Below are 20,804 nucleotides of genomic sequence, written 5' to 3'. Positions count from 1 at the left end.
CACCAGATTCTTTGCCGCCAGTAGGAGTCAACTCCACCAGCCCAGGGCAAACAATCATTTGCCCCTACTGGATTCTATCGCGGCTAATCTCCACTGCGACCTGGCCGGTGTAGTCCGGAATGGGGGGGGTGAGCTTGGTCACGCTGACGGTCACGCGCAGTAGCCGGGGGTCAGACTCCAGGGCGGCGGCGGCGATCGCCCCCGCCAGCCGCTCAATCAGCGCAAACCGGGCTTCCCGGATGATCTGCTGGGTGCCCCCGATCACGGTGCGGTAGTCGTGGGTGTCAGCCAGGCGATCGCTCACCGTCGCCGCCGTCAGATCTAAATACAAAATGATATCGGCCTGAAACCACTGGCCCAGCACGTTTTCTTCCGGCAGTGCCCCCGTGTAGCCGTAGGCGCGAATGTTGGTGAGGTGAATGGCATCCATGGTTTCGATCGCAAAGCCGTCAATACAGTTTGCTCCCTCGACTGACGGCAACCCTACCAACTAAAACCCCCCTTGATAAAGGGGGGCAGGGGGATCCTAGAGGGAAATGGGGTTTGAGATGGACAACTGCCGAGGGGCAAACAATCGTTGGTTCACTACTTGTTGAGCCAGCCCTTCAGGCGAGCCGCCACCTGGGGACGGCGCAGCTTGCGCATCGCCTTGGTTTGAATCTGGCGCACCCGCTCCCGCGACAGGTTGAAGATGCCGCCTACCTCCTCCAGGGTGTGGGTTTCGCCCGTGGCGAGGCCGTAGCGCAAGGTAATGATGTCCTTCTCGCGCTCGGTCAGCACCTCCGCCAGCACGCTGGTAATTTCCTGGCGCATCATGTTCTCGCTGATTTTTGACTCCGGCGTCTGGGTGCTGCTGTCTTCGAGCAACTCCATCAGCTCGGTATCTTCGCCTTTGCCTACGCGGTGGTTGAGGGACAGGGAGCGGCGGCGCACCTGCTGCAAACTTCTGAGCTGATCAACCGTCACATCCAGGGCATCGGCCAACTCTTGTTCGCTGGGGTTGCGCTGCAAATCGCGGCGCAGATCGCGGTGGGCTTTCTTCAGCTTGTTCAGCTTTTCCACAATGTGGATCGGCAGGCGAATGGTGCGGGCATCGTTGGCGATGGTGCGGGTAATGCCCTGGCGAATCCACCAGTAGGCGTAGGTCGAAAATTTGTAGCCCTTGTCGGGATCAAATTTTTCGGTAGCCCGGTTTAAACCCAGCGCGCCCTCCTGAATCAGATCGAGAAAAGGTACCCCACGGTTTAAATAGCGCTTGGCGATCGACACAACGAGCCGCAGATTGGAGCGAATCATTCGGCGCTTAGCCGTTCTGCCGTCGTGGAGCTTTTGGGTAAACTCTGCTTCGCTGAGCTTTAATTTCTCCACCAGTTCCTGTCGAGTCGGTTTCCGACCTAGCTCCTTCTGGAGTTTTTCGCTGGCAGTTTCCACCTTGGACAAGAATCGTACCTGGCGGGCCAGCTCAATTTCTTCGCTGGGTTTGAGTAGCGGGTAGCGGGCCATCTCTTTAAAGAAGGCCCCAACGGCATCGTCGGTGAGGGTTTTGCTGTAGCCCGTCAGCCCCATCTCGGACATGGCCTCTGACTGAGAAAACTTAGCCAGCACCTCCCGATCTTCGTCCCAGGCGGTGAGGTCAGGGGCGAGTTGGCTGTCCGCAGCGGAGACTTTTTCGGCCATCCGATTCAGGTCGGTGTCGAACCCGTCTATGGCGTCGTCGGGCCAGGCAATAGAGCTATCTCTGTCAGAGTTATACGTAGTATTCATGGGGTTAATAGAACGGTATACCTACAGGTCGAATCATGCAGATGTGGGGCATGTATATTCGGAGCGCCCTGCCGACGGCAACCCCTAACAAAAGACTTGATCCCGGAAACGGATCTTCGACTTATTTTGTGAGTCCACAATACGGATATTTTTGTGAATTCCCAGGCAATGTAACATTTCTTTGGCAACTTGCGTAGTGTAGCAGTGAAATCAAAAAGTGGACTGAAAATATAAGGGAAACCTTAAAGGAATTTTTGCTATCCTCGGGTACTTTGCCCAAGCATTGATCGGAGTCTAGGAATAATCACTTATGTCCTTTGGCAGAGTGGGGTTGCTGTTGGCGGCACCGGGGATCTCTCCAGGTTTTCCGATGAACCTCGCCGCCGAACTTTTCCACCCTGTGGAAAAGTTTTCCACAGAAAATAAGTTGTGGAAAACCTGTGGGTTTGGGGAAGCAAACCGTCAACCTCGTACACTGGCAGAGGTGACAGCAATGGTGTGGCAAGCGTGGGCCTTGGTGAGAGCGATACCCAGCCCCAGTGGGTCAATGTTTTGGTGGACTACGGCGGCCAGCCCGCAGAGTATACCTATGCTGTGCCCAATCACCTAGCGGTACAGGTGGGCGATATTTTGACGGTGCCATTTCGTCACCAGAGCATTGGGGGGATCGCGCTTTCCCTCTCCACCACCCCGCCCGCCAACCTGGTGCCCGGCCAAATTCGTCCGGTGGAGGGGGTGGTGGAGCAGCGGTTCTTTGCCCCGGCCTACTGGGCGCTGCTGCAGCGGGTGGCCCACCACTACCAGGTGCCGCTCATCCAGGTACTGAAGACGGCGTTGCCACCGGGGCTGCTGGCCAGGTCCCAGCGACGGCTGCGGCTGCGGCGCGATCGCACCGCCCACCCCCTGCCCCATCCCCTGACCCCAGGGGTGAACGATCTATTAGATGATCTCCAGCGATCGCCCACGGGGGACTACACCTGGCCCTACCTGCAGCGGCGCGGCCATAGTTATCGAACCATACAGCAGTTAATTCAGCTGGGCTGGGCCGAGTCGTACCTGGCTCCCCCTCAGCCGCCCCAGGCCAAACAGCGCCAGGCCGTCACGCTGGTCTGTGGCGATACCCTTCCCCCCGGCCTCACCCCTCGCCAGCAGCAGATTGTGGCCACCCTGCGCCGCCAGGGCGGTGACCTGTGGCTCAGCGACGCCCTGCAGCTCTGTCAGACCACCAGTCCCACCCTCAGGCGGTTGGCCCAGGCTGGCTGTCTGGTGATTGAATCGCGGGAGCAGCTGCGGGTCGAAGCCGGGCCAGCCCTGGCCCGCGATCAGCCCAAGCCCCTGACTCCCCTCCAGGCCCAGGCGCTCGATTCTATTAATAGGTGTGGGCAGGGCGGTCAGTTTTTGCTGCACGGGGTCACCGGGTCGGGCAAAACCGAGGTGTACCTGCAGGCGATCGCCCCACGGCTGGCCGCCGGGCAGTCGGCCCTGGTGCTGGTGCCCGAAATTGGCCTCACTCCCCAACTCACCGATCGTTTTCGCCGCCGCTTTGGGGCCCAGGTGCTGGTCTACCACAGCGCTCTGGCCGATGGCGAACGCTACGACACCTGGCGACAGAGTCTCAGGCCCCCCCAACCCCTGGTGATTGTGGGCACCCGCTCAGCGATCTTTATGCCCCTGCCAACCCTGGGGCTGATCATTCTCGACGAAGAACACGACAGCAGCTACAAGCAGGACGTACCCCCCTGCTACCACGCCCGCACCGTAGCCCGTTGGCGAGCCGAGTTAGAAGACTGCCCCCTGGTGCTGGGTTCGGCCACCCCCTCCCTCGATACCTGGGTACAGTGCCAGGGCCTAGGTGATGAGGGTTTAGAACCCGTAGGGTGGGCACTGCCCACCCTCTACCCAAACCTTACCGATTCACCCGTCGCCGAAACCCGCCCAGACTCCTCTAATAGCACCCCAATCCCTAAATCTTCCCCTACCCACATCCACCCATCCACCCATCTACCCACCCACCCATCCACTCCCCCCTCTCTCCCCTGGACCTACCTCTCCCTCCCCGAGCGGGTCCAGGCCCAGCCCCTGCCCCAGGTCAACGTTGTCGACATGCGCGACGAACTCCAGGAGGGCAACCGCAGCATTCTCAGCCGATCGCTGCAGCAAGCCCTGAGCGCCATGAAAGCCGAGGGCAACCAGGGCCTGCTGTTCATTCATCGGCGGGGGCACAGCAGTTTCGTCTCCTGCCGCAGCTGTGGCCACGTGATGATGTGCCCCCACTGTGATGTATCGCTGTCGTACCACCAGCCTGGGGCCACCAGCGCCATGACCTTGCGCTGCCACTACTGTGGCTTTAGCCAGGGCCATCCCAAACACTGCCCGGCGTGCAGCTCGCCCTACCTGAAGCACTTTGGCAGCGGCACCCAGCGGGTGGTCAATGCCCTGGCCGAAACCTTTCCCGACCTCAGCTGCATTCGGTTCGACAGCGACACGACGCGTACCAAAGGGGCTCACCGCGCCCTGCTGACTCGCTTTGCCGCAGGCGAGGCGGATTTGCTGGTGGGCACCCAAATGCTGACCAAAGGCATCGATCTGCCCCAGGTCACCCTGGTCGGCATTATCGCCGCCGACGGACTCCTATATATGAATGACTATTGGGCCAGTGAGCGCGCCCTGCAAATGCTGATTCAGGTGGCGGGCCGGGCGGGACGGGGTGCTCAGCCTGGCCAGGTGATTTTGCAGACCTACACCCCCGACCACCCGGTGGTCGAAGCGGTGACCCGGCACGCCTACGAGGGGTTTATCGCCACGGAGTGGGCGCAGCGACAGCTGTTGCAGTACCCCCCGGCGGGGCAAATGATTCTGCTGCGGCTGAGCAGCACCGACCCCAAGGCAGTGCAGGAGACGGCTGAAACCCTGGCCCACCGCCTGACCCGGCGTCTTCAGGACTCACCCTACCAACTGCTCGGCCCCGCCCCCGCTCCCATTCCCCGGGTGGCGCGCCGGTTTCGCTGGCATCTGCTGGTCAAGGGACCGCTGGGGCATCCTCTGCCCAACCTACAGGACCTGAAGCCCCACTGTCCGGCTGCGGTGAGCCTCACCATCGATGTCGATCCGCTCAATCTGGCCTAGACCGGGGCTGATAGGATCCTAAAAACTATTCTTTGCGGGAAATGTTGTTAGCATTGCTAACCGCTGTAACAACGGGTAACGATAGGTCAATAGCCTTCCCAGCCCCCCCTGCCTGTGATACTTTAGATATATCGAAGACAACTGAATAACCCGCCAGCCAAAATCAGTTTAATCACCTAAACAAGCTGGTGCTCTAGCAGCAACAAACCCAAAAACCGCTTTTCAACAACCCATCCAGAGGCGACCATTCCTGGTCTTTCCTATCCTAAATGCCGGTCAGGCAACGGGTTGTGCAAAGTAACTGTAGTATAGAGAGTTCGCCCATTTCGTTGAATTCTTTGTTCTTTCAAGAGGTGTTTAACCCGGTTAAGCAACCTATTCCAGCCACGGCAATCCTAATTTTGTCTGGCCCCTACACCAAAAAATACGTAACGAAGAGTGGCCATGACGGTCACTCTTCAGTTGTTTAAAGGGTCCTTAACGGGTTGCGGGCGCTCGCTCGAGTTTCCAACAGCCCCTGTCTTCAAAAAATGCGGGTTCCCTAAACACCCCAGCTTGAATCCTGATTGAGATTTCGCTGTTCCTGCTGTTACAAATGGAGTTGTGAGATTGAGTGGTCAGACACTGTGGCTGGCTTTAATCATTGGCAATAGCCGCTGGCACTGGGGCACTTTTGAGGGCGATGGTTCAGAACCTGCCCCTCAGGGCACTCGCTGGCTAGGAAGCTGGCACACGACACCCCTGTCCGAGGATCAGGTCCAGATCCTCCAGCGGCATCACTTTGCCCCTGAGGCCTGGCGGCAGATCGACCGGCAGGTCACCCTGCCGCCAGCCTTCATCGCCGGGGAAACCACCTGGCCTGCGCCTATCGATCTGTGGCTGGCGGCAGTGGTTGAGGCCCCGGTGGCCTGGTTGGCCAACTACCCGACGCTGCACCCGGTCACCCTGGGGGCGGTGCCGCTGCGCGATACCTACCCCACCCTGGGGATCGATCGCGCCCTGGCTCTAGTGGGGGCTGGCGATCGCTGGGGCTGGCCGGTGCTGGTGGTGGACTGCGGCACGGCCCTCACCTTTACCGCTGGCGTGGATCAGCGCCTGATTGGCGGCGCCATTCTGCCGGGACTGCGATCGCAGTTTCGCGCCCTTCACGCCCACACCGATCAGCTGCCCGCCCTCGATTTAGACCTCAGCCTCAGCCCGTGGCCCCAGCGGTGGGCTACCGACACCGCCGGGGCGATCGCCAGCGGCATTTTGCACACTCAGCTGGCGGGCATCCGCGACTTCATCGCCGCCTGGAGGGCCGACTGGCCCACCGGAGCGGTGGTGCTGACCGGGGGCGACGGGACGGCGATCCACGGGGCCTTAACAGCGCAGACCCCCAACCCCGCCCAGGGGATCCACCTCGATCCAGATCTGGGGTTTTGGGGGTTGGAGGTCTGCTATCGTCAGGGGGTAGGGGCTGTCATCAATTAGCCTTTGATGACCCAGAAGTCAACGGTTACAGCCCCTAGCTAGCCTATTTTTTGGGTCGGGCGTGGCAAGGCTTGATAACCCGGCTTTTGGCCACAACTAATGGCACGCCCTAGGGTGTCCGCAGTCCCTATAGACCTCGAATCCGGTTGCGGTAGGCGGCGGCATCGGTGCCGACCCCGGTGTTGGCGGCGAAGGTGCCGGCGCTGTGCATGTTCTGCAGGTTGTTCACCCGGTTGCCGGGGTTGGGGTGAGTGCTAAGAAACTCAGCGGTTCTGCCCCCCTCCAGCTTCCGCATAAAGCTGATGAAGCCCGTGGTGTCGTAGCCCGCCCGGCCCAGGTTGTTGAACCCACGGCGATCGGCGTCGTGCTCAGCCTCGCGGCTGTTGGGCAGCTGCAGGGCCAGCTGCACCCCCAGACCAACCAGGGCGTCTTGACGCACCCCCAGACTGCCCGCTACGCCACTGGCCAGCGCCTGCTGGCGCATCTGGTTGAGGGCGTGCCGTCCGGTGATGTGGCCAATTTCGTGGGCCATGACCCCAGCTAGCTCGGCTTCGTTTTCAGCGGCGCGAATTAGGCCGGTCTGAATGTAGACAAAGCCTCCGGTGGTGGCAAAGGCGTTGACGCTGTTGTTGTCCACCACCTGGAAGGTGTAGGGCAGATCGGGGCGATCGCTGGTGGCGGCCAGGCGTTGACCAATTTCGTTGATGTAGCTATTAATCGCTGGGTTGCGGTTGTACACTCGCACCCCTTGGGCCTTGAGCTGACGGTCGATCTGGGTGCCCAGATTGACTTCGTCACGGTTGGACATATTGCCCAGTTGAACGTAGCGAATGCCTTGAAAAATAAGATCAAACAGGCTGGCATGGGAAGGCGTGGGGGTAGCCAAACCGATGGTGATCGCCATCAGAGTGGCCATCAGGCCGTAGAGACCACGGCGCAAGATAGAATTTTTTTTGAAATATGTGAGAGGAGAAAGCATAGAAATGCCTCACGTGCTGCTGAGAGTCATGACTAATTCCATCTTGCCCTGCTCGGCCTGAGCCGGCCACAGGCAGTGGTCAATAATAAATTTGTCTCCTCTTACAGCAGAAAGCCTGCTTGGGCCTCTATCTGGCGGCAGCGGCAGATTGCAGATGCCGCAAAAGAGCCTGCCTGTGCTTCAATGGTATCGATCCTGGCGCTGTTCCAATATTGCGCTGGTCTAAACCATTCATCCCCTCCCCCGGTTGAGGGCACCCCAGCTATGACCCTCCTTGACGCTAAAGGTCGCCTGTTCGGCAAAGTCAGTATTTTAGATGTGGCGGCGGCCCTAATTATTTTGATGGTGCTGTTCGGCATTTTTCTGTACCCTGGCACGTCGGGCTCGGTGGCTCAGGTAGGGGCGACCACCAGGCCGGTGGAAGTCGATGTGATGGTGCGGGGTCTGACCTCTTCAGATCCGGCCCGGCTGTTTGAAACCATCCAAAATTCCGACACCACCAACATCATCATTCGCAACCAGCCCTACGGGCGAGTCAAGATCAAAGAGGCGCGTCTGTTGCCCCGCAGTACGGCGGTGCCCCAGCCCGACGGCACGGTGATTGCCCTGCCCGACCCGCGTCCAGAGCTGAACTACACCATCGATATGCTGATCACCCTGGAAGACAACGCCCAAATCACCAGCACAGGCCCGGTGTTTGGCAACAGCAAGGTCAAGGTGGGCACCCAAATTGAGCTAGACGGCGACCTCTACAACTTCAATACCAGCACCGTTGACGTGCGGGTGCTGGACAACTGAGCCGGCGTGAAAAGGGCCAACCTCTGAACCCTATAGTTCATGCTTCAGAGCGATCCAACCTCAGAGCAAACTAAAGAGCAAGCTAACCCTGAGCCTCCAACTCTGAGACAATGGATTCTGCTTACCCTGACCTATTCACCTGATGGCTATGACGGCGACCTCTATTGCGACCTCCCGCGTTAATTGGCAAGCGCTGGCGGATCAGGCCCTGGCGGGGGACGTGCTCAGCCGGGAGCAGGCCCAGGCGGTGCTGGCGGCCCCCGACACCGAACTGCTCGATCAGCTGGCGGCGGCCTACCGGGTGCGACGCTACTACTGGGGCAATCGGGTGCGGCTGCACTTTTTGCTAAATGCCCAGAGCGGTCTCTGCCCCGAGGACTGCCACTACTGCTCGCAGTCGAAGATCTCCAGCGCCGAGATCGAGAAATATCCGTTTATGGCCCAGGAGAAAATTCTGGCGGCGGCGGAACGGGCCAACAGCCTCAAGGCGGGCACCTTTTGTATGGTGATCTCGGGGCGATCGCCCTCCGATCGCGTGTTTGCTCAGGTGCTCGACGCGGTGCGCCAGGTCAAAGCCCAGTACCCCATGAAAATCTGCGCCTGCCTGGGGCTGCTCGACGAGGCGCAGACCCGGCAGCTGGCGGCGGCGGGGGTAGACCGGGTCAACCACAACCTCAACACGGGGGAGAACAACTACGGCGAGATCTGCACCACCCATACCTTTGGCGATCGCGTTGCCACCCTGGAGGCAGTGCAGTCGGCAGGGATGACCACCTGCTCGGGCGGTATCTTTGGCCTGGGCGAAACCAGCGACGACGTCATCGATATGGCCCTGGCCCTGCGGCGTCTGGAGGTGACCAGCGTGCCGCTGAACTTTCTGATTCCGATTCCGGGAACGCCCCTCGAAGGGCGACAGGACCTCAACCCGCGCCAGTGCCTGCGGATCTTGTGCCTGTATCGGCTGCTGCTGCCCGCCCAGGAAATTCGCATTGCCGGGGGCCGCGAGGTGCAGCTGCGGCAGCTTCAGCCCCTGGGGCTATATGCCGCCAACTCAATTTTTGTCGGTGACTACCTCACCACCCCCGGGCAGGCGGTCCAGGCGGACTACGCCATGATCCGCGACGCCGGGTTTGTGCTCGAAGGCCCCAACGGTGAAGAGATGGATGACATGCCCTAGGCCGCCTGCGATCGCATGACCAGATCCACCAGGCTATCCACCAGGCGCTGCGGCTCCATCGGCATGATGTGCTCACCGTGCATGACCGACTGGGTCATGATAAAGAAGACCGTAGCCCCCAGGATCACCCGCGCCGTGGCCTCAGGGTCGGGCAGGTTGAGTTCGGGGCAGCTTTTGAGGTAGGCGGTGAGCTGGTCGGCGGCGGGTTTGGTCAGATATTCAACAAAAGCCTGGGCCAGCTGCGGAAATCGGCCCGACTCGCCCGCCACCAGCCGCACAAAGTTCTGGTAGTCCAGGTCGTGTAGTTCGCTCTCAATGGCGTTGGTAATTAACCGGCGAATTACCACTTCGGGGCGGCCTTCCAGGTTGCCGTCCCCCATCACCTGCTGACAGCGTGACTCGGCCACGTACTGAATCAGCGATCGAAACAGCCCCTCTTTATCTTTGAAATAGTTGTAGACCGTGGGTTTGGAGACTCCAGCGGTGGCGGCCACCTTGTCCATACTGGTGCCCGCGTAGCCATTTTGCAGGAACTCTTGCATCGCTCCCTGCAAAATTTGTACGGCTTTGTCGTTGAGCACTGACGGACTTTGGACCACGCGTGGATACCTTCCTAACCGGGTTGACTCTTGTATACCACTTGACTACTCAGCGGCACAGTAGCCTAGGGCGCTAGGGGGTGTCATCCAGGGTGACCAAAAGCCTTGTATTTCAAGCCTTGCCACACCCGCCCCAAAAACCAGGCCAGGGGCTGTACCCGCTGCTTTTAGGACCTTCTAAGGCTAATTGATGACAGCCTTAGTCTGGGGTGCTGCTGCCGACCAGCCTCAGGCGATCACACCTGCTGAAATTTTCCCAGGCCACTCCAGCAGTAGTGTATAGCGCTATACCCCTGTGTAACTAATCCGTTGACTAATTTTACCAAACCGTTTAGTTTAATTGTAGTCCCTTGGCGGCAAGATGGGGGTTGAGTGGTCTAGCTCCCAGGCTCGGCCCTGGGCCTAGTGGCGCGATCGCTGGGTGAACTTTGCTGTAGTGACCAACGGGTGGGTGTGGCCGATGGCAACGCGCGTTTACCGAAACCTTAAGTGGCACCGTTTACTGCTGGCTCTTTTGACCACGGTAATTTTGGCCGACACCATGCCCCATCCTCAGCTGGCCCCGGGGCTGCTGCATGTCTTGGCGCTGCGGGTGGAGGCGGTGTTTCGTCAGAGCCAGTAGCGCCTGGGGCTAAGATTCCGTAAACTCATGGCCCAGCGCAGCGGTTTGGTGATTAAGCTAAGGTTGCCCCCCGCCTCGCCCCGCCCATGCTCTCGTCGTCTAAAACTAAGACCGCGGCTCTCTCTACCACCTACCGCGTCAAGGGTTGGGTGCAGCGCCAAATCAAGCGCGACTGGGTCAAGCTTTCCCTGGCCGGTCTGTGGCTGAGCTTTGTGGCTGCCCATGTGGCCACCGACTCGGTGCCGACGCAGCTGCTGGAGCGACGCCTGCAAACCCTTTTTTTTGAAATTCGCGGGTCGGCGGTGGCCCCTAACGACATTGTCATTCTGGCTATGGACGATGAGTCGTTCGGCCAGGCCGAGTATTACCGCACCGACCCCGATCAGTACAGCCACCTGGCCCCGATCGCGGGCAGTCCGTGGCAGCGCCAGGCCCACGCGATCGCGATCGAGCGACTGCTGGCGGCGGGGGCCAGAGCGGTAGCCCTGGATATTTTGATGTTTTCCGAAAGCAGCTATGGCCCTGCCGACGACCAGGCCCTGACCGATGTGCTGAGCCGCTACGGCGATCGGGTGGTGCTGGCCACCCGCGTCGACGATGCCCAGCTGCGCCAGGGGGCGCTGATTCGCCCCACCCCGCCCCTGCCCAAACTGCTCGATACGCCTGTTCACACCGGCAATATCAACTTTTTTATTGAGCCCAATGGGCGGATCCACCGCCACGGCCGGGCCTATCTCAACGGCTTAGAAGCCAGCCTGGCCGAAATTGATACGCTCAGCAGCCTGGAGAGCGATGTGGACAACACCCGCTCCTTTGCCGAGGCCACCCTCGATGCTGCTGGGGTAGACTACCCTGCCCCCCGAGGCGACGTTATCAACTTCTACGGACCGTCGCGCAGCTTTAGCCACGTGCCGTTTTGGTACGTGCTCGACCCCGACCCCTGGGCTGAATACCTCAACAACGGGCGCTACTTCAGGGACAAGATTGTGCTGGTAGGGGCCACCGCCAGATTTCTGCAGGACTTTCACCAGGCCCCTTTTTCAGAAACCCTGCTACACCCCGAGGCCATGGCCGGGGTCGAAATTTTAGCCAATGACATGGCCAACCTGCGCGATCACCGAGCGCTCCGCCTGGGCATTCCCAACCCCTGGCTGCGGGGGCTGCTGGTGGTGGTCGGCGGGACTGGGTTTGTGCTGCTGCTGCGGCGGTTTAACCGTCCGATCGCCCGCCTGGGCTGGACGGCAGCGGCCAACGGCGGCTGGTTTTGGCTCAGCTACGGTGCCTTTGCCGGGGCCGGGGTGCTCCTGCCCACCGGCGCCCCGATCGCCGGGTTGATGGTGCTGGGCAGCACCTACATTGTGGCCGATATCGTCACCGAACAGCTGCGCAAGCAGCGACTGCGTCAAACCCTAGAGCAGTACGTCACCTCCCCTATCGTGCAGGAAATCATCAGTCAGCAGGAGGACCTGCAGGACCTGCTGAAGCTGCGGGAGGCGGAGGTGATTGGCCTGCTGTTGGGCAACCGCTACCAGATTGTGCGGCTGCTGGGGTCAGGGGGCTTTGGGGAAACCTACGTGGCCGAAGATACCCAGCGCCCCGGGTCGCCCATCTGCGTTGTGAAGCAGCTGCGCATCATCAGCGATGACCCCAGGGCTCACCGTCTGGGCCGGCGCTTCTTCCAGGGAGAAGCCGAAACCCTGGAAAAACTGGGTCACCACTCCCAAATTCCCAGGCTGCTGGCCTATTTTGAGGCCCAAAACTCATTCTATCTGGTTGAAGAAATGATTGAGGGCCGTCTGCTCAAGGATGAGTTGGCCTGCCGCCGCCCCATGCCCCAGGCCTACGTGCTCGATCTGCTGCTGGGGCTGCTGCCGGTAATTGCCTTCGTGCACGACCAGGGCGTGATTCACCGCGACATCAAGCCCTCCAACATCATTCGGCGGCAGTCTGACGGACAACTGGTGCTAATCGACTTTGGCGCTGTCAAGCTGATCTCCAATAAGCTGGCCGATACGGGGGTCAACCTCACCTCCACTTCCACCATTGGGGTGGGCACCCAGGGCTATATGCCCAGTGAGCAGTCGGCGGGGCTGCCCAAGTTTGGCAGCGACCTCTACGCCCTGGGCGTCACCGCCGTGGAGGCGCTGACCGGCATTCCGGCCTATGCCCTGCGCCGCGACATCAATGGCGAGCTGATCTGGCGGCACGAGGCCCCTAACCTGGACCCCGACTTTGGCGATATTGTGACCCGGCTGGTGCTCTACGACTTCACCGATCGCTACCAGCGGGCCGAGGAGGTCCTGGCCGACCTGAGCCGGGTTGAGGGCGTGGTGCGATCGCACGTTCTCCCCGAGGGCATCCCTGACCCCGCCAGCCCCAATGACGGGAGAGCACTTTCCTACGGAGTGTGGATCGATAGCGTGGCCACCGACAACATGGAAGACCCGGAAGCGGGCGACGACCCCACCCGAATGCTGCCCGGTGACTGGTTTGACACTGCCGAAGAAGCCTCCGCCAGCGAACCAGACTCCGGCAGCGCCGAGGTCAACTCCTGAGTCGCTTAATCTCGCAACAGCCCCCTTAAGCTCAAGCTCCGGGCGAGGGAATGGTGATGTCGATGGGCGTCACGGCGGTATTGGGGGCCAGGGCGTCCAGGCTGGGCTGAATGGCCGCCGAATTGCCAACCACCAAAATAACCATCTGATCCGGGCGCAGATTGGCCTGGGCAGCGGCCTGAACCTGGGCTACGGTAGCCTCGCGCACCTGGTCCTGGAACTGAAACACAAAGTCCTGGGGGTAGTCGTAGTACTCGTAGCGAATCAGCCGAGCCAGAATCTGGCTGGGATTTTGAAAATTAAACACAAAGCTGTTCAGCACGGCATCTTTGGCCTGGGCGAGCTCCCCATCACTGACGGTCGCGGTGCGGATGCGGTCAATTTCCGCCAGCGTGGACTGGATAAAGGGCACTGTAGCCTCAGAGCGGGTCTGTCCACCGCCCACAAATAGCCCCGGGTGGTCGTAGCGGGGAGCCCAAAAGGCGTAGACCGAGTAGGCCAACCCCTGGCGCGATCGCACCTCGTTAAACAGGCGCCCGCTAAAGCCGTTGAGCACCTCGTTCATCACCGCCAGGGCGGCATGGTTGGGGTAGTCAAGCTGCCCCCCCAGGTGGCCCAGCTGAATGTAGCTCTGGGTGAGCTGAGGTTGCTCCACCTTGAACACCCCCGCTCTGGCCTGCTCCACCGTTGGCAGGGCTGTATCCAGCGCCGGACCAGTCCCCTGCCAGCGGCCAAAGTAGTCGGCGACCCACTGCTTCATCTGGGCGCTGTCAAAGTCGCCCACAATGCCCAAAATGGTCTGCTCCGGGCGAATCGAGGCCTGGTAAAACCGCTCGACGTCCTGCCGCTCAATGGCGGCCAGAGTAGCGTACTCCACCGTGCGGGCGTAGGGGCTGTTGGCCCCGTAGACTAGCTTGCGAAACTCTCGACTGGTGATGCTGTCGGGGTTGTCATTGCGGCGGGCAATGCTGCCGCTGTACTGGCGCTTGAGCAAATCAATTCTGTCATTGGCAAAGGCAGGCCGCTGAACCACATCGGCGAACAGGGCAAAGACGTCGGCGACATCTTCAGTCAGGGCATTAAAGCTGGCGCTGCCTTCGCTGGTGTCGATGCTGGTCTCGATCGACGCGGCCCGCTGCTCCAGGGCCTGGTTGAGGGCGTCGGCGGTCAGGCTAGTGGTACCCCCCACCCGCATGGCCTCGCCCGTCAGGCTCGCTAGTCCAACCTGTTCGCTGGGCTCAAACCGTCCGCCCGTGCGAAAGGTGGCGCTACCGCTCACCAGGGGTAACTCGTGGTCTTCGAGCAGGTAGACCACCAAGCCATTGGGCAATTCGTAACGCTCGTAGGCTGGAATTTCAATATCGCGCAGGGGCGGAAACTCCAGCTCGTCGTAGTGGCGCGGTGTGAGAGCACTGGCCGCGGGTTGCCAGGCCAGCAGCAGTACAGCGAACACCCCAACCAGGGCCAACAGCGGCATCATTCGACGCCGTAGGCTGCGGCGGGTACCCATAAACCAGCTAATCGCGTTCATCACTGTGCGTTCCAATACCGTAGGTCTGAAGGGTGACTATCCTGAAGAGGCCTGTTCTGGCCGCTCATACCATGGCGGGACAACAGGGGTCGGCCCGCTGGCCGCCTCGACTACTCAGCCGAAGCCTGTACCAGCTTGCCCACGGTACGGTTTTCGGGGCGAAACAGGGTCTGCGCCACCCGCTGAATATCATCCGCCGACACCGTCTCAATCGCCCTGAGGTTGTCGAAGATATTGCGCCAGTCGCCAGTTTTAGCCTGGTACTCGGCCAGCAGCGAGGCCATACCGCTATTGGAGGCCAGACGCCGCAGCAGGTCGGCCCTGGCCTGAGTGGTCACCCGGTCCAGCTCCTCTGGGCTGACGAGCTCCTGCTGTAGCCGCTCTAGCTCCTGGGCAAACAGTGCCCCAATCTCCTCAGGCGCATGGCCAGGGGCGGTGAGGCCGTAAAGCAGAAAAATATTGTCGTAGCGATCGCCCGGAAACCCATTCAAACTGCCGATGTCGAGGGCTACCTGGGCGTTGTCTACTACGGTCTCGTAGAGTCTTGAGGTGCGCCCCCCCACCAGCAGGCTATCAACCATGCCGTAGATGACGTGGTCGGGGTCATTCAGGCTGGGCCGGTGGTACCCCTCCAGATACCAGGGTTGAGAGGGCAGCGCCAGGGCAAACTCCCTCGGTGCGGTCTGGGGCGGCTCGTCAACGACGGGCTCAGGCGGCACCGCCCGAGCCTGGTAGCGACCGAAGTAGACCTCAGCCAACCGCCGCACCTCGGCGGGGTCAACATCGCCAACCACAGCTACAGTCAGGTTTCCAGGCCCGTAGTAGGTGTCGTAAAAGGTTTGAATGTCGTTGCGGGTGGCCAGAAGCAGGTCCTCCTGGTAGCCAATCACCGGACGGCGGTACGGGTGGCTGACGAAAGATTCCTCCAGAAAGCGCTCAATCATGGTGCCGATGGGGGAATTGTCGACCCGCATGCGACGCTCTTCCAGAATCACCTCTTTTTCCTCGAAAAATTCCCGAAAGACCGGGTCTAAAAAGCGCTCCGACTCCAGCGACATCCACAGCTCCAGTTTGTTGGCAGGCAGGCTATAGAAATAGCGGGTTTCGTCGGCGGAGGTAGTGGCGTTGAGGCCCACTCCCCCAGCCTGCTGCACAATCTGGCCGTACTCGTTTTGCACTACAAAGCTGGCCGCCTCCTGCTGTAGCTGCGCCAGCTGCCCCTGGAGCTCAGTTGCCCTGTCGGCATCGCCAGCGGCGTAGGCGATTAAAAAGTCATCGAAGATGGCATCGAGCTGGGTAAAAAGCACCTGCTCCGCCGCAAAATCCCTGGTGCCAATGCGGCTGGTGCCCTTGAAGGCCAAATGCTCCAGGTAGTGGGCCACACCAGTTTTCCCATCGTCTTCGTCCACCGCCCCCACGTTGGCATGAATCATAAACGACACCACTGGAGCCTGGTGCCGCTCCAGCACAATAAACCTCATGCCGTTGTCGAGGCTGAACTCGGTGATGGCCTCCGCTACCCGGTCCAGGTAGGGCTGAATTGACTGAGCGGTCTGCATGGGCTGGCGTGCCGCCGCCGGGGCAATTGGCCACCACAGCCACAGGCCCACGAAAGCCACCAGGCCTATTAAGGCTGGGCGCAGGCGTACTTTGCCGGCCCAAAAACCTCGAACCGTGGGTGGTTTTGCGTTCATAAGCGGTACTCAATCAGAGGATTGGCGTAAGGTATTGGCCGGGGAAGGAGTCAGACCCCGACTCTCAGGATAGTGGAGTCCTAGGGACAATGACCACTGGGCCTCCCGATGCTCAGGTGGTCTGGGTTGAGGCTGTGCCCAGTCAGCCTTAGGATGGTTGTCAAAGCCTCAAATCCTGGGTAGAGTTCCTTTAGAACCTTGACCAGGGCCTGCGAGCGAAAACCGGACCTGCCCGTTGGCCTGGGTGGAAGCGATCGCGCTTGCCATCCGCCTGACTACCACCGGGCCTTTTCGGGTTTCTTTCACCGATCTAAGCGTCCCGTCTAAGCGCATTGAACCACTGCAGATGGTGATAGGGTGGTCAGCCCCACCGATATCGGCCTTACTAAGCACTAAAGGTAGCCAAAGACGACAAAAAGGGGGCAGGCTTTGACACGGGCGGTGGATAGCTCAAATCTGGAACTGTGGGGCCGTCGGGCCTTAGCCGCAATTTTTTTGTCTGGTCAGGTGGTCATGCACCTGATCTCGCGCCCCATCCACCGTCGCAACACCGTCGAGCAAATGGCTGCGGTCGGCCCAGAGTCACTGCTCATTGCACTGATTACCGCCGCCTTTGTGGGCATGGTGTTTACCATCCAGGTGACGCGAGAATTTCTGAGCTTTGGGGCGGGCGCTGCGGTGGGAGGGGTGCTGGCCCTCACCTTGGCGCGGGAACTGGGTCCGGTGTTGACGGCGGTGATCATTGCGGGGCGGGTAGGTTCAGCCTTTGCCGCCGAAATCGGCACCATGCGGGTTACCGAGCAAATTGACGCCCTGCAAATCCTCAAAACCGATCCCATCGACTACCTGGTCATTCCCCGAGTAATCGCCTGCGCGCTCATGCTGCCATTGCTCAACGTGCTGTCCTTCATCACGGGGATGACTGGGGGGCTGCTGATTGCCACCAACCAGTACAACATTCCCGTTTCGGTCTTTTTAGATTCCGCCAAAAACTTCCTGTCCATTTGGGATCTGGTCAGTTCGCTGATCAAGGCTTTTTTCTTTGGCATTTTGATCGCTGTCATTGGCACCAGCTGGGGGCTCACCACCACCGGCGGTGCGAAGGGGGTGGGCCAATCGACCACCACGGCGGTGGTGACGGCCCTGCTGGCTATCTTTATCAGCAACTTCTTTCTGTCCTGGCTGATGTTCCAGGGCACTGGTAGTGCGGTGATCAGCAACTTCTAGGGGCGATCGCCTTCAAATCTGCTATCGATGAGAGTCTGCCATCGACGAGAGCTGTTGAAGCTTTGATTGAACGCTGTATGCATAAATTCAGAACAGGATCTGGCCTGGCCTGACTCTGGCCGCTGAGCCATCTATACTTTCAGGTAGTCCCTTTGGGTTAACTAGCTGTGACGTCTACCTCCGCCACCACCTACACCGATTTGTCCCGCAGCTATCGGATTCCCCTGGCTATCCTCAGCCTGGCAATTCCCCTGGCGCTGCTCAAGCTCTGGCTGGGGGCTGTGGTGGGTCTCTTTGGCTTGTTTTTGCTGGTGCAGACCCTTACGCTGACGCTGCGATTTACCGACAGCGCCCTGGAGGTATACCGGCGCGACACGGTCATTCGCCACTTTCCCTACGCCGAGTGGCAGCATTGGGAAATCTTTTGGCATCCAATTCCCGTGCTGTTTTACTTCCGTGAGATTAACAGCATTCACTTTTTGCCGGTGCTGTTTAGCCCCAGCGAACTGCGCACCTGTTTAGAGACTCACTGTGCAGCGGCTAAAGATGAACCCTAGGCAGGGGCAGTGGTTGGGGAGGTCTGGAGCGAAGGCGAACCTGACCCTCATCTGATACCCTGACATCAGGGTCTATGGGAGCCGTTATGACCGCAGAGGAGTTACCAAAATCCAACCTGGGGCCAGAGAGCAGGGGGGGCAACGGCAGTTTCGAGTCTGGTATGAGTCCGGCCGTGTCTGAGTCCGCTGGTCTCAAGTCAGACTGGAGTACGCGCATAGACGCCCTGCGTCAGCAGGAAGCTGACCTGAAGCGCAGCATTGCCGAGCTGCAGACAACCTACAACCGCCTCACTCAGGATCAGTTTCAAAAGATTCAGGCCGATATTGGCCGCATGGTGCAGCAGGGCACCATCGATTTGGAGCAGCGCAAGCGATCGCTGCAAAAAGAAATTGAAGCGCTGGAGCGCCGCCAGGAGCGCATTCAAACCGAGATGCGCACCACCTTTGCGGGCGCTTCCCAGGACCTGGCGGTGCGGGTTCAGGGCTTTAAGGACTATCTGGTGGGCAGCCTGCAAGACCTGTCGGCGGCGGCGGAGCAGCTCAACCTGTCCTCGCCGGGGCGATCGCGAGGTACCTCCCCAGGGGAGGATCGGGGCCGCTTCGAGACCGAGTTCCGATCTGAGCCAGCGGCTGATCGCAGTTCGAGTCGCACCGCTGCCCCTCGCCGGGCTGGGGCCGACCCTGCCTCCACCCAACCTGCCTTTGCCTCCAACGCGTTTCAGGACCAGACCGAGCGCATTCGCAGCCTGCTCGACCAGTACCGGATGCGGCCCGACTACTACGGGCCGCTCTGGCAGCTGCGGCGCACCTTCGAGCCGATCCACGCCGATCGCGTGTCCAACTGGTTTTTTGCCCAGGGCGGGCGCGGCGCGGTGAAGAGCATGGGCAGTCGCCTGCAAAACGTGCTGGTAGCCTCGGCGGCGCTGTCGATTCTGCACGCCCTCTACGGCAACCGCCTGCGTACCCTGGTGCTGTCCAATAGCCCCGAGCGCCTGGGCGACTGGCGACGGGGGCTACAGGACTGCCTGGGCATCTCTCGGGCGGACTTTGGCACCGGGCAGGGGGTGATGCTGTTCGATGCGCCAGAGCCTCTGGCCCAGCGCGCCGATCGCATTACCGCCGACAATGGGCTGCCCTTCATCGTCGTAGACGAAGCTGAGGCGGTAATTAGCCTGGCGCTGCTCCAGTTTCCGCTGTGGCTGGCCTTCGCCCCCGACCCGATGAATCCAGTGGTTGAGTCTGACTACTACTAGGGGTAAGGGGCTGCCAAACCCAAAATGATCAGGTAGGAGGGTTTACGGTCTCAGGTTTCGGGTCCACGGGTGGGCTTGAACCGCAGAGCCTAAGCCTCGCTCAGAGCGGCGATCAGGCCATCGACGACCCGGTCCAGGGCAACCGATCGCGAGGCCTTAACCAGGACGCGATCGCCCGGTTTCAGCATCTGGATCAGGTGCTGGGTGAGGCTGCTGTGGTCGGCAAAGGCGATCGCCTCAACGTCGCTTGCGCCTTCGGCCAGTGCCCTGGCCTCCTCCGGATCGGCCAGGGTCAGCAGGCCATCCAACCCCAGCTGGCTGACCACCTGCCCGACCTGGCGGTGGAGCGCCACCGATTGTTCTCCCAATTCTTTCATGGTGCCGAGTACGGCAAGGCGGCGCTGGCCTGGGGTTTCGGCCAGCAGGTAGAGGGCAGCGGTCATCGACTCGGCCCCGGCGTTATAGGTTTCATCGAGCACCACAATGTCGTGGGGCAGCCGCACCTGGCGGGCCCGACCGCTGGGCAGATCGACGCTGAGGCCTGTGCTGAGTCCTCGCCAGTCAAGGTTGAGGGCCTGCATCACGGCGATCGCCGCCAGCAAATTCAACGCATTGTGGCGACCCGGCAGGGGCAGGGGCAACCGGACGCCCTCCACCTCCAGGGTTTTGCTGTCGAGCAGGTGCCCGTGTACATCGCCCCCCTCCAGCCCAAAAGTGAGGGTGCGATCGCCCCACACGGTGCTGGCGGTGCTCATCAGCCGGGCATTGTCGTGGTTGAGCACCGCTGTGGCCTGGGGCGGCAGCTCCGCTAGGAGTTCACACTTGGCATCGGCAATGGCCTGCTCCGACCCCAGCCGACCGATGTGAGCCGTTCCCACATTGGTGATCACAGCCACATCGGGGACGGCAATCCGGGCTAGGCGGGCGATTTCTCCCGGCCCACGCATACCCATTTCCACCACCCCAAAGCGGTGGTCCGGCTGTAGCTGCAGCAGGGTTTTGGGAACGCCAATGTCGTTGTTGTAGTTGGCCTGGGTTTTGAGCACCCGCCCCTGGGTGGCCAGCGCGGCGGCAATCAGCTCCTTGGTGGTGGTTTTGCCCACTGAGCCGGTGATGGCAACAATGCTGGCGGCCTGCTGCGATCGCCACCAGTGGCCGAGGGCCTGGTAGGCGGTCAGGGTGTCGGCCACCGGCAGACAGGGCAGGTGGGGTAGAGACTTGCCCTGCTCTACCACGGCTGCGATCGCGCCCTGGGCGATCGCCTGCTCCACAAAGCTGTGGCCGTCAAAGCGCTCCCCCACCAGGGCTACAAACAGGTCTCCTCCCCGTAATTCCCGCGTGTCTGTGGTAATATTTAATACCTTTTCTTCCTGGGTCTGGGGCGGAATACTTTCCAGCGAGGCCCCGATTACCGCCGCGAGGGTAGCTAGTGATGAAAAACCCATGGCT

Annotated in this window: 16 protein-coding genes; 9 read left to right on the top strand and 7 right to left on the bottom strand. The window is 60.7% G+C overall.

Translation table 11 applies throughout. The features are described 5' to 3' along the window. Positions 1-64: 64 nt before the first annotated feature. Together folB and NF78_RS14185 are read right to left on the bottom strand one after the other, a co-directional pair. Positions 65-481: a dihydroneopterin aldolase gene (gene folB, locus NF78_RS14190; protein ID WP_263970602.1), complete on the bottom strand. Its 417-nt coding sequence runs from the start codon at positions 479-481 to the stop codon at positions 65-67. A gap of 104 nt (positions 482-585) precedes the next feature. After that, positions 586-1,764 (bottom strand): RNA polymerase sigma factor, RpoD/SigA family, encoded by a 1,179-nt coding sequence (locus NF78_RS14185; RefSeq protein ID WP_035987353.1) that lies wholly within the window; start codon positions 1,762-1,764, stop codon positions 586-588. Positions 1,765-2,271: 507 nt separating this feature from the next. Here NF78_RS14185 and priA point away from each other — a divergent pair. Together priA and NF78_RS14175 are read left to right on the top strand one after the other, a co-directional pair. Further along, positions 2,272-4,890 carry a primosomal protein N' gene (gene priA / locus NF78_RS14180; RefSeq protein ID WP_072016080.1) on the top strand — a complete coding sequence of 873 codons (2,619 nt, stop codon included), beginning with the start codon at positions 2,272-2,274 and terminating at the stop codon, positions 4,888-4,890. Positions 4,891-5,499: 609 nt separating this feature from the next. Then, positions 5,500-6,363, top strand: a complete 864-nt coding sequence (locus NF78_RS14175; protein ID WP_052050419.1) for a pantothenate kinase — start codon at positions 5,500-5,502, stop codon at positions 6,361-6,363. A 127-nt stretch (positions 6,364-6,490) separates the two neighbouring features. Here the strand turns inward: NF78_RS14175 and NF78_RS14170 are convergent, their stop codons facing one another. Beyond that, on the bottom strand, positions 6,491-7,342 hold the full coding sequence (locus tag NF78_RS14170; RefSeq protein ID WP_035987349.1) for a M48 family metallopeptidase: 852 nt from the start codon (positions 7,340-7,342) through the stop codon (positions 6,491-6,493). 264 nt (positions 7,343-7,606) lie between these two features. On the opposite strand from NF78_RS14170, the gene NF78_RS14165 reads away from it, so the two are divergent. Together NF78_RS14165 and bioB are read left to right on the top strand one after the other, a co-directional pair. Continuing rightward, positions 7,607-8,140, top strand: coding sequence for a DUF4330 domain-containing protein (locus NF78_RS14165; RefSeq protein ID WP_035987347.1), 534 nt, complete (start codon positions 7,607-7,609; stop codon positions 8,138-8,140). A 148-nt stretch (positions 8,141-8,288) separates the two neighbouring features. Next, complete coding sequence (gene bioB, locus NF78_RS14160; RefSeq protein WP_035987345.1) at positions 8,289-9,317, top strand: biotin synthase BioB; 1,029 nt, start codon at positions 8,289-8,291, stop codon at positions 9,315-9,317. Here the strand turns inward: bioB and NF78_RS14155 are convergent. Continuing rightward, complete coding sequence (locus NF78_RS14155; RefSeq protein WP_035987344.1) at positions 9,314-9,916, bottom strand: TetR/AcrR family transcriptional regulator; 603 nt, start codon at positions 9,914-9,916, stop codon at positions 9,314-9,316. The genes bioB and NF78_RS14155 overlap by 4 nt on opposite strands. Positions 9,917-10,376: 460 nt before the next feature. On the opposite strand from NF78_RS14155, the gene NF78_RS14150 reads away from it, so the two are divergent. Both NF78_RS14150 and NF78_RS14145 read left to right on the top strand, forming a co-directional pair. After that, entirely contained in the window at positions 10,377-10,538 is a 162-nt protein-coding gene (locus NF78_RS14150; protein WP_156119766.1) for a hypothetical protein, read from the top strand. 86 nt (positions 10,539-10,624) lie between these two features. Next, a complete protein-coding gene (locus NF78_RS14145; RefSeq protein WP_052050416.1) occupies positions 10,625-13,093 on the top strand; it encodes a serine/threonine-protein kinase in 2,469 nt (822 codons plus the stop codon). 31 nt (positions 13,094-13,124) lie between these two features. Here NF78_RS14145 and NF78_RS14140 read toward each other — a convergent pair whose 3' ends face one another. Both NF78_RS14140 and NF78_RS14135 read right to left on the bottom strand, forming a co-directional pair. Next, positions 13,125-14,624 carry a M16 family metallopeptidase gene (locus NF78_RS14140; RefSeq protein ID WP_263970601.1) on the bottom strand — a complete coding sequence of 500 codons (1,500 nt, stop codon included), beginning with the start codon at positions 14,622-14,624 and terminating at the stop codon, positions 13,125-13,127. A 110-nt stretch (positions 14,625-14,734) separates the two neighbouring features. Next, entirely contained in the window at positions 14,735-16,318 is a 1,584-nt protein-coding gene (locus NF78_RS14135; RefSeq protein WP_081972620.1) for a M16 family metallopeptidase, read from the bottom strand. 441 nt (positions 16,319-16,759) lie between these two features. Here NF78_RS14135 and NF78_RS14130 point away from each other — a divergent pair, with 441 nt between their 5' ends. From NF78_RS14130 to NF78_RS14120, 3 genes are all read left to right on the top strand, one after another. Further along, positions 16,760-17,545, top strand: coding sequence for an MlaE family lipid ABC transporter permease subunit (locus NF78_RS14130; RefSeq protein WP_412768524.1), 786 nt, complete (start codon positions 16,760-16,762; stop codon positions 17,543-17,545). A gap of 167 nt (positions 17,546-17,712) precedes the next feature. Then, a complete protein-coding gene (locus tag NF78_RS14125; RefSeq protein ID WP_035987336.1) occupies positions 17,713-18,102 on the top strand; it encodes a DUF3119 family protein in 390 nt (129 codons plus the stop codon). A gap of 161 nt (positions 18,103-18,263) precedes the next feature. After that, positions 18,264-19,355, top strand: a complete 1,092-nt coding sequence (locus NF78_RS14120; RefSeq protein ID WP_263970600.1) for a DUF3086 domain-containing protein — start codon at positions 18,264-18,266, stop codon at positions 19,353-19,355. Between the two features lie 89 nt (positions 19,356-19,444). Here NF78_RS14120 and NF78_RS14115 read toward each other — a convergent pair whose 3' ends face one another. Further along, positions 19,445-20,800: a UDP-N-acetylmuramoyl-tripeptide--D-alanyl-D-alanine ligase gene (locus NF78_RS14115; RefSeq protein ID WP_035987330.1), complete on the bottom strand. Its 1,356-nt coding sequence runs from the start codon at positions 20,798-20,800 to the stop codon at positions 19,445-19,447. Positions 20,801-20,804: the final 4 nt, after the last annotated feature.

The organism is Leptolyngbya sp. KIOST-1, assembly GCF_000763385.1.
GTDB lineage: Bacteria > Cyanobacteriota > Cyanobacteriia > Phormidesmidales > Phormidesmidaceae > Nodosilinea.
This window is presented reverse-complemented; position numbering and strand designations above follow the sequence as displayed.

Bases quoted from the DNA above. Each gene is read 5' to 3' on its own strand.
- NF78_RS14135 (WP_081972620.1), bottom strand. From the start codon at position 16,318: ATGAACGCAAAACCACCCACGGTTCGAGGTTTTTGGGCCGGCAAAGTA.
- NF78_RS14145 (WP_052050416.1), top strand. From the start codon at position 10,625: ATGCTCTCGTCGTCTAAAACTAAGACCGCGGCTCTCTCTACCACCTAC.
- NF78_RS14115 (WP_035987330.1), bottom strand. From the start codon at position 20,800: ATGGGTTTTTCATCACTAGCTACCCTCGCGGCGGTAATCGGGGCCTCG.
- NF78_RS14140 (WP_263970601.1), bottom strand. From the start codon at position 14,624: ATGAACGCGATTAGCTGGTTTATGGGTACCCGCCGCAGCCTACGGCGT.
- NF78_RS14165 (WP_035987347.1), top strand. From the start codon at position 7,607: ATGACCCTCCTTGACGCTAAAGGTCGCCTGTTCGGCAAAGTCAGTATT.
- NF78_RS14170 (WP_035987349.1), bottom strand. From the start codon at position 7,342: ATGCTTTCTCCTCTCACATATTTCAAAAAAAATTCTATCTTGCGCCGT.
- NF78_RS14185 (WP_035987353.1), bottom strand. From the start codon at position 1,764: ATGAATACTACGTATAACTCTGACAGAGATAGCTCTATTGCCTGGCCC.
- NF78_RS14150 (WP_156119766.1), top strand. From the start codon at position 10,377: ATGGCAACGCGCGTTTACCGAAACCTTAAGTGGCACCGTTTACTGCTG.
- bioB (WP_035987345.1), top strand. From the start codon at position 8,289: ATGACGGCGACCTCTATTGCGACCTCCCGCGTTAATTGGCAAGCGCTG.
- NF78_RS14120 (WP_263970600.1), top strand. From the start codon at position 18,264: ATGAGTCCGGCCGTGTCTGAGTCCGCTGGTCTCAAGTCAGACTGGAGT.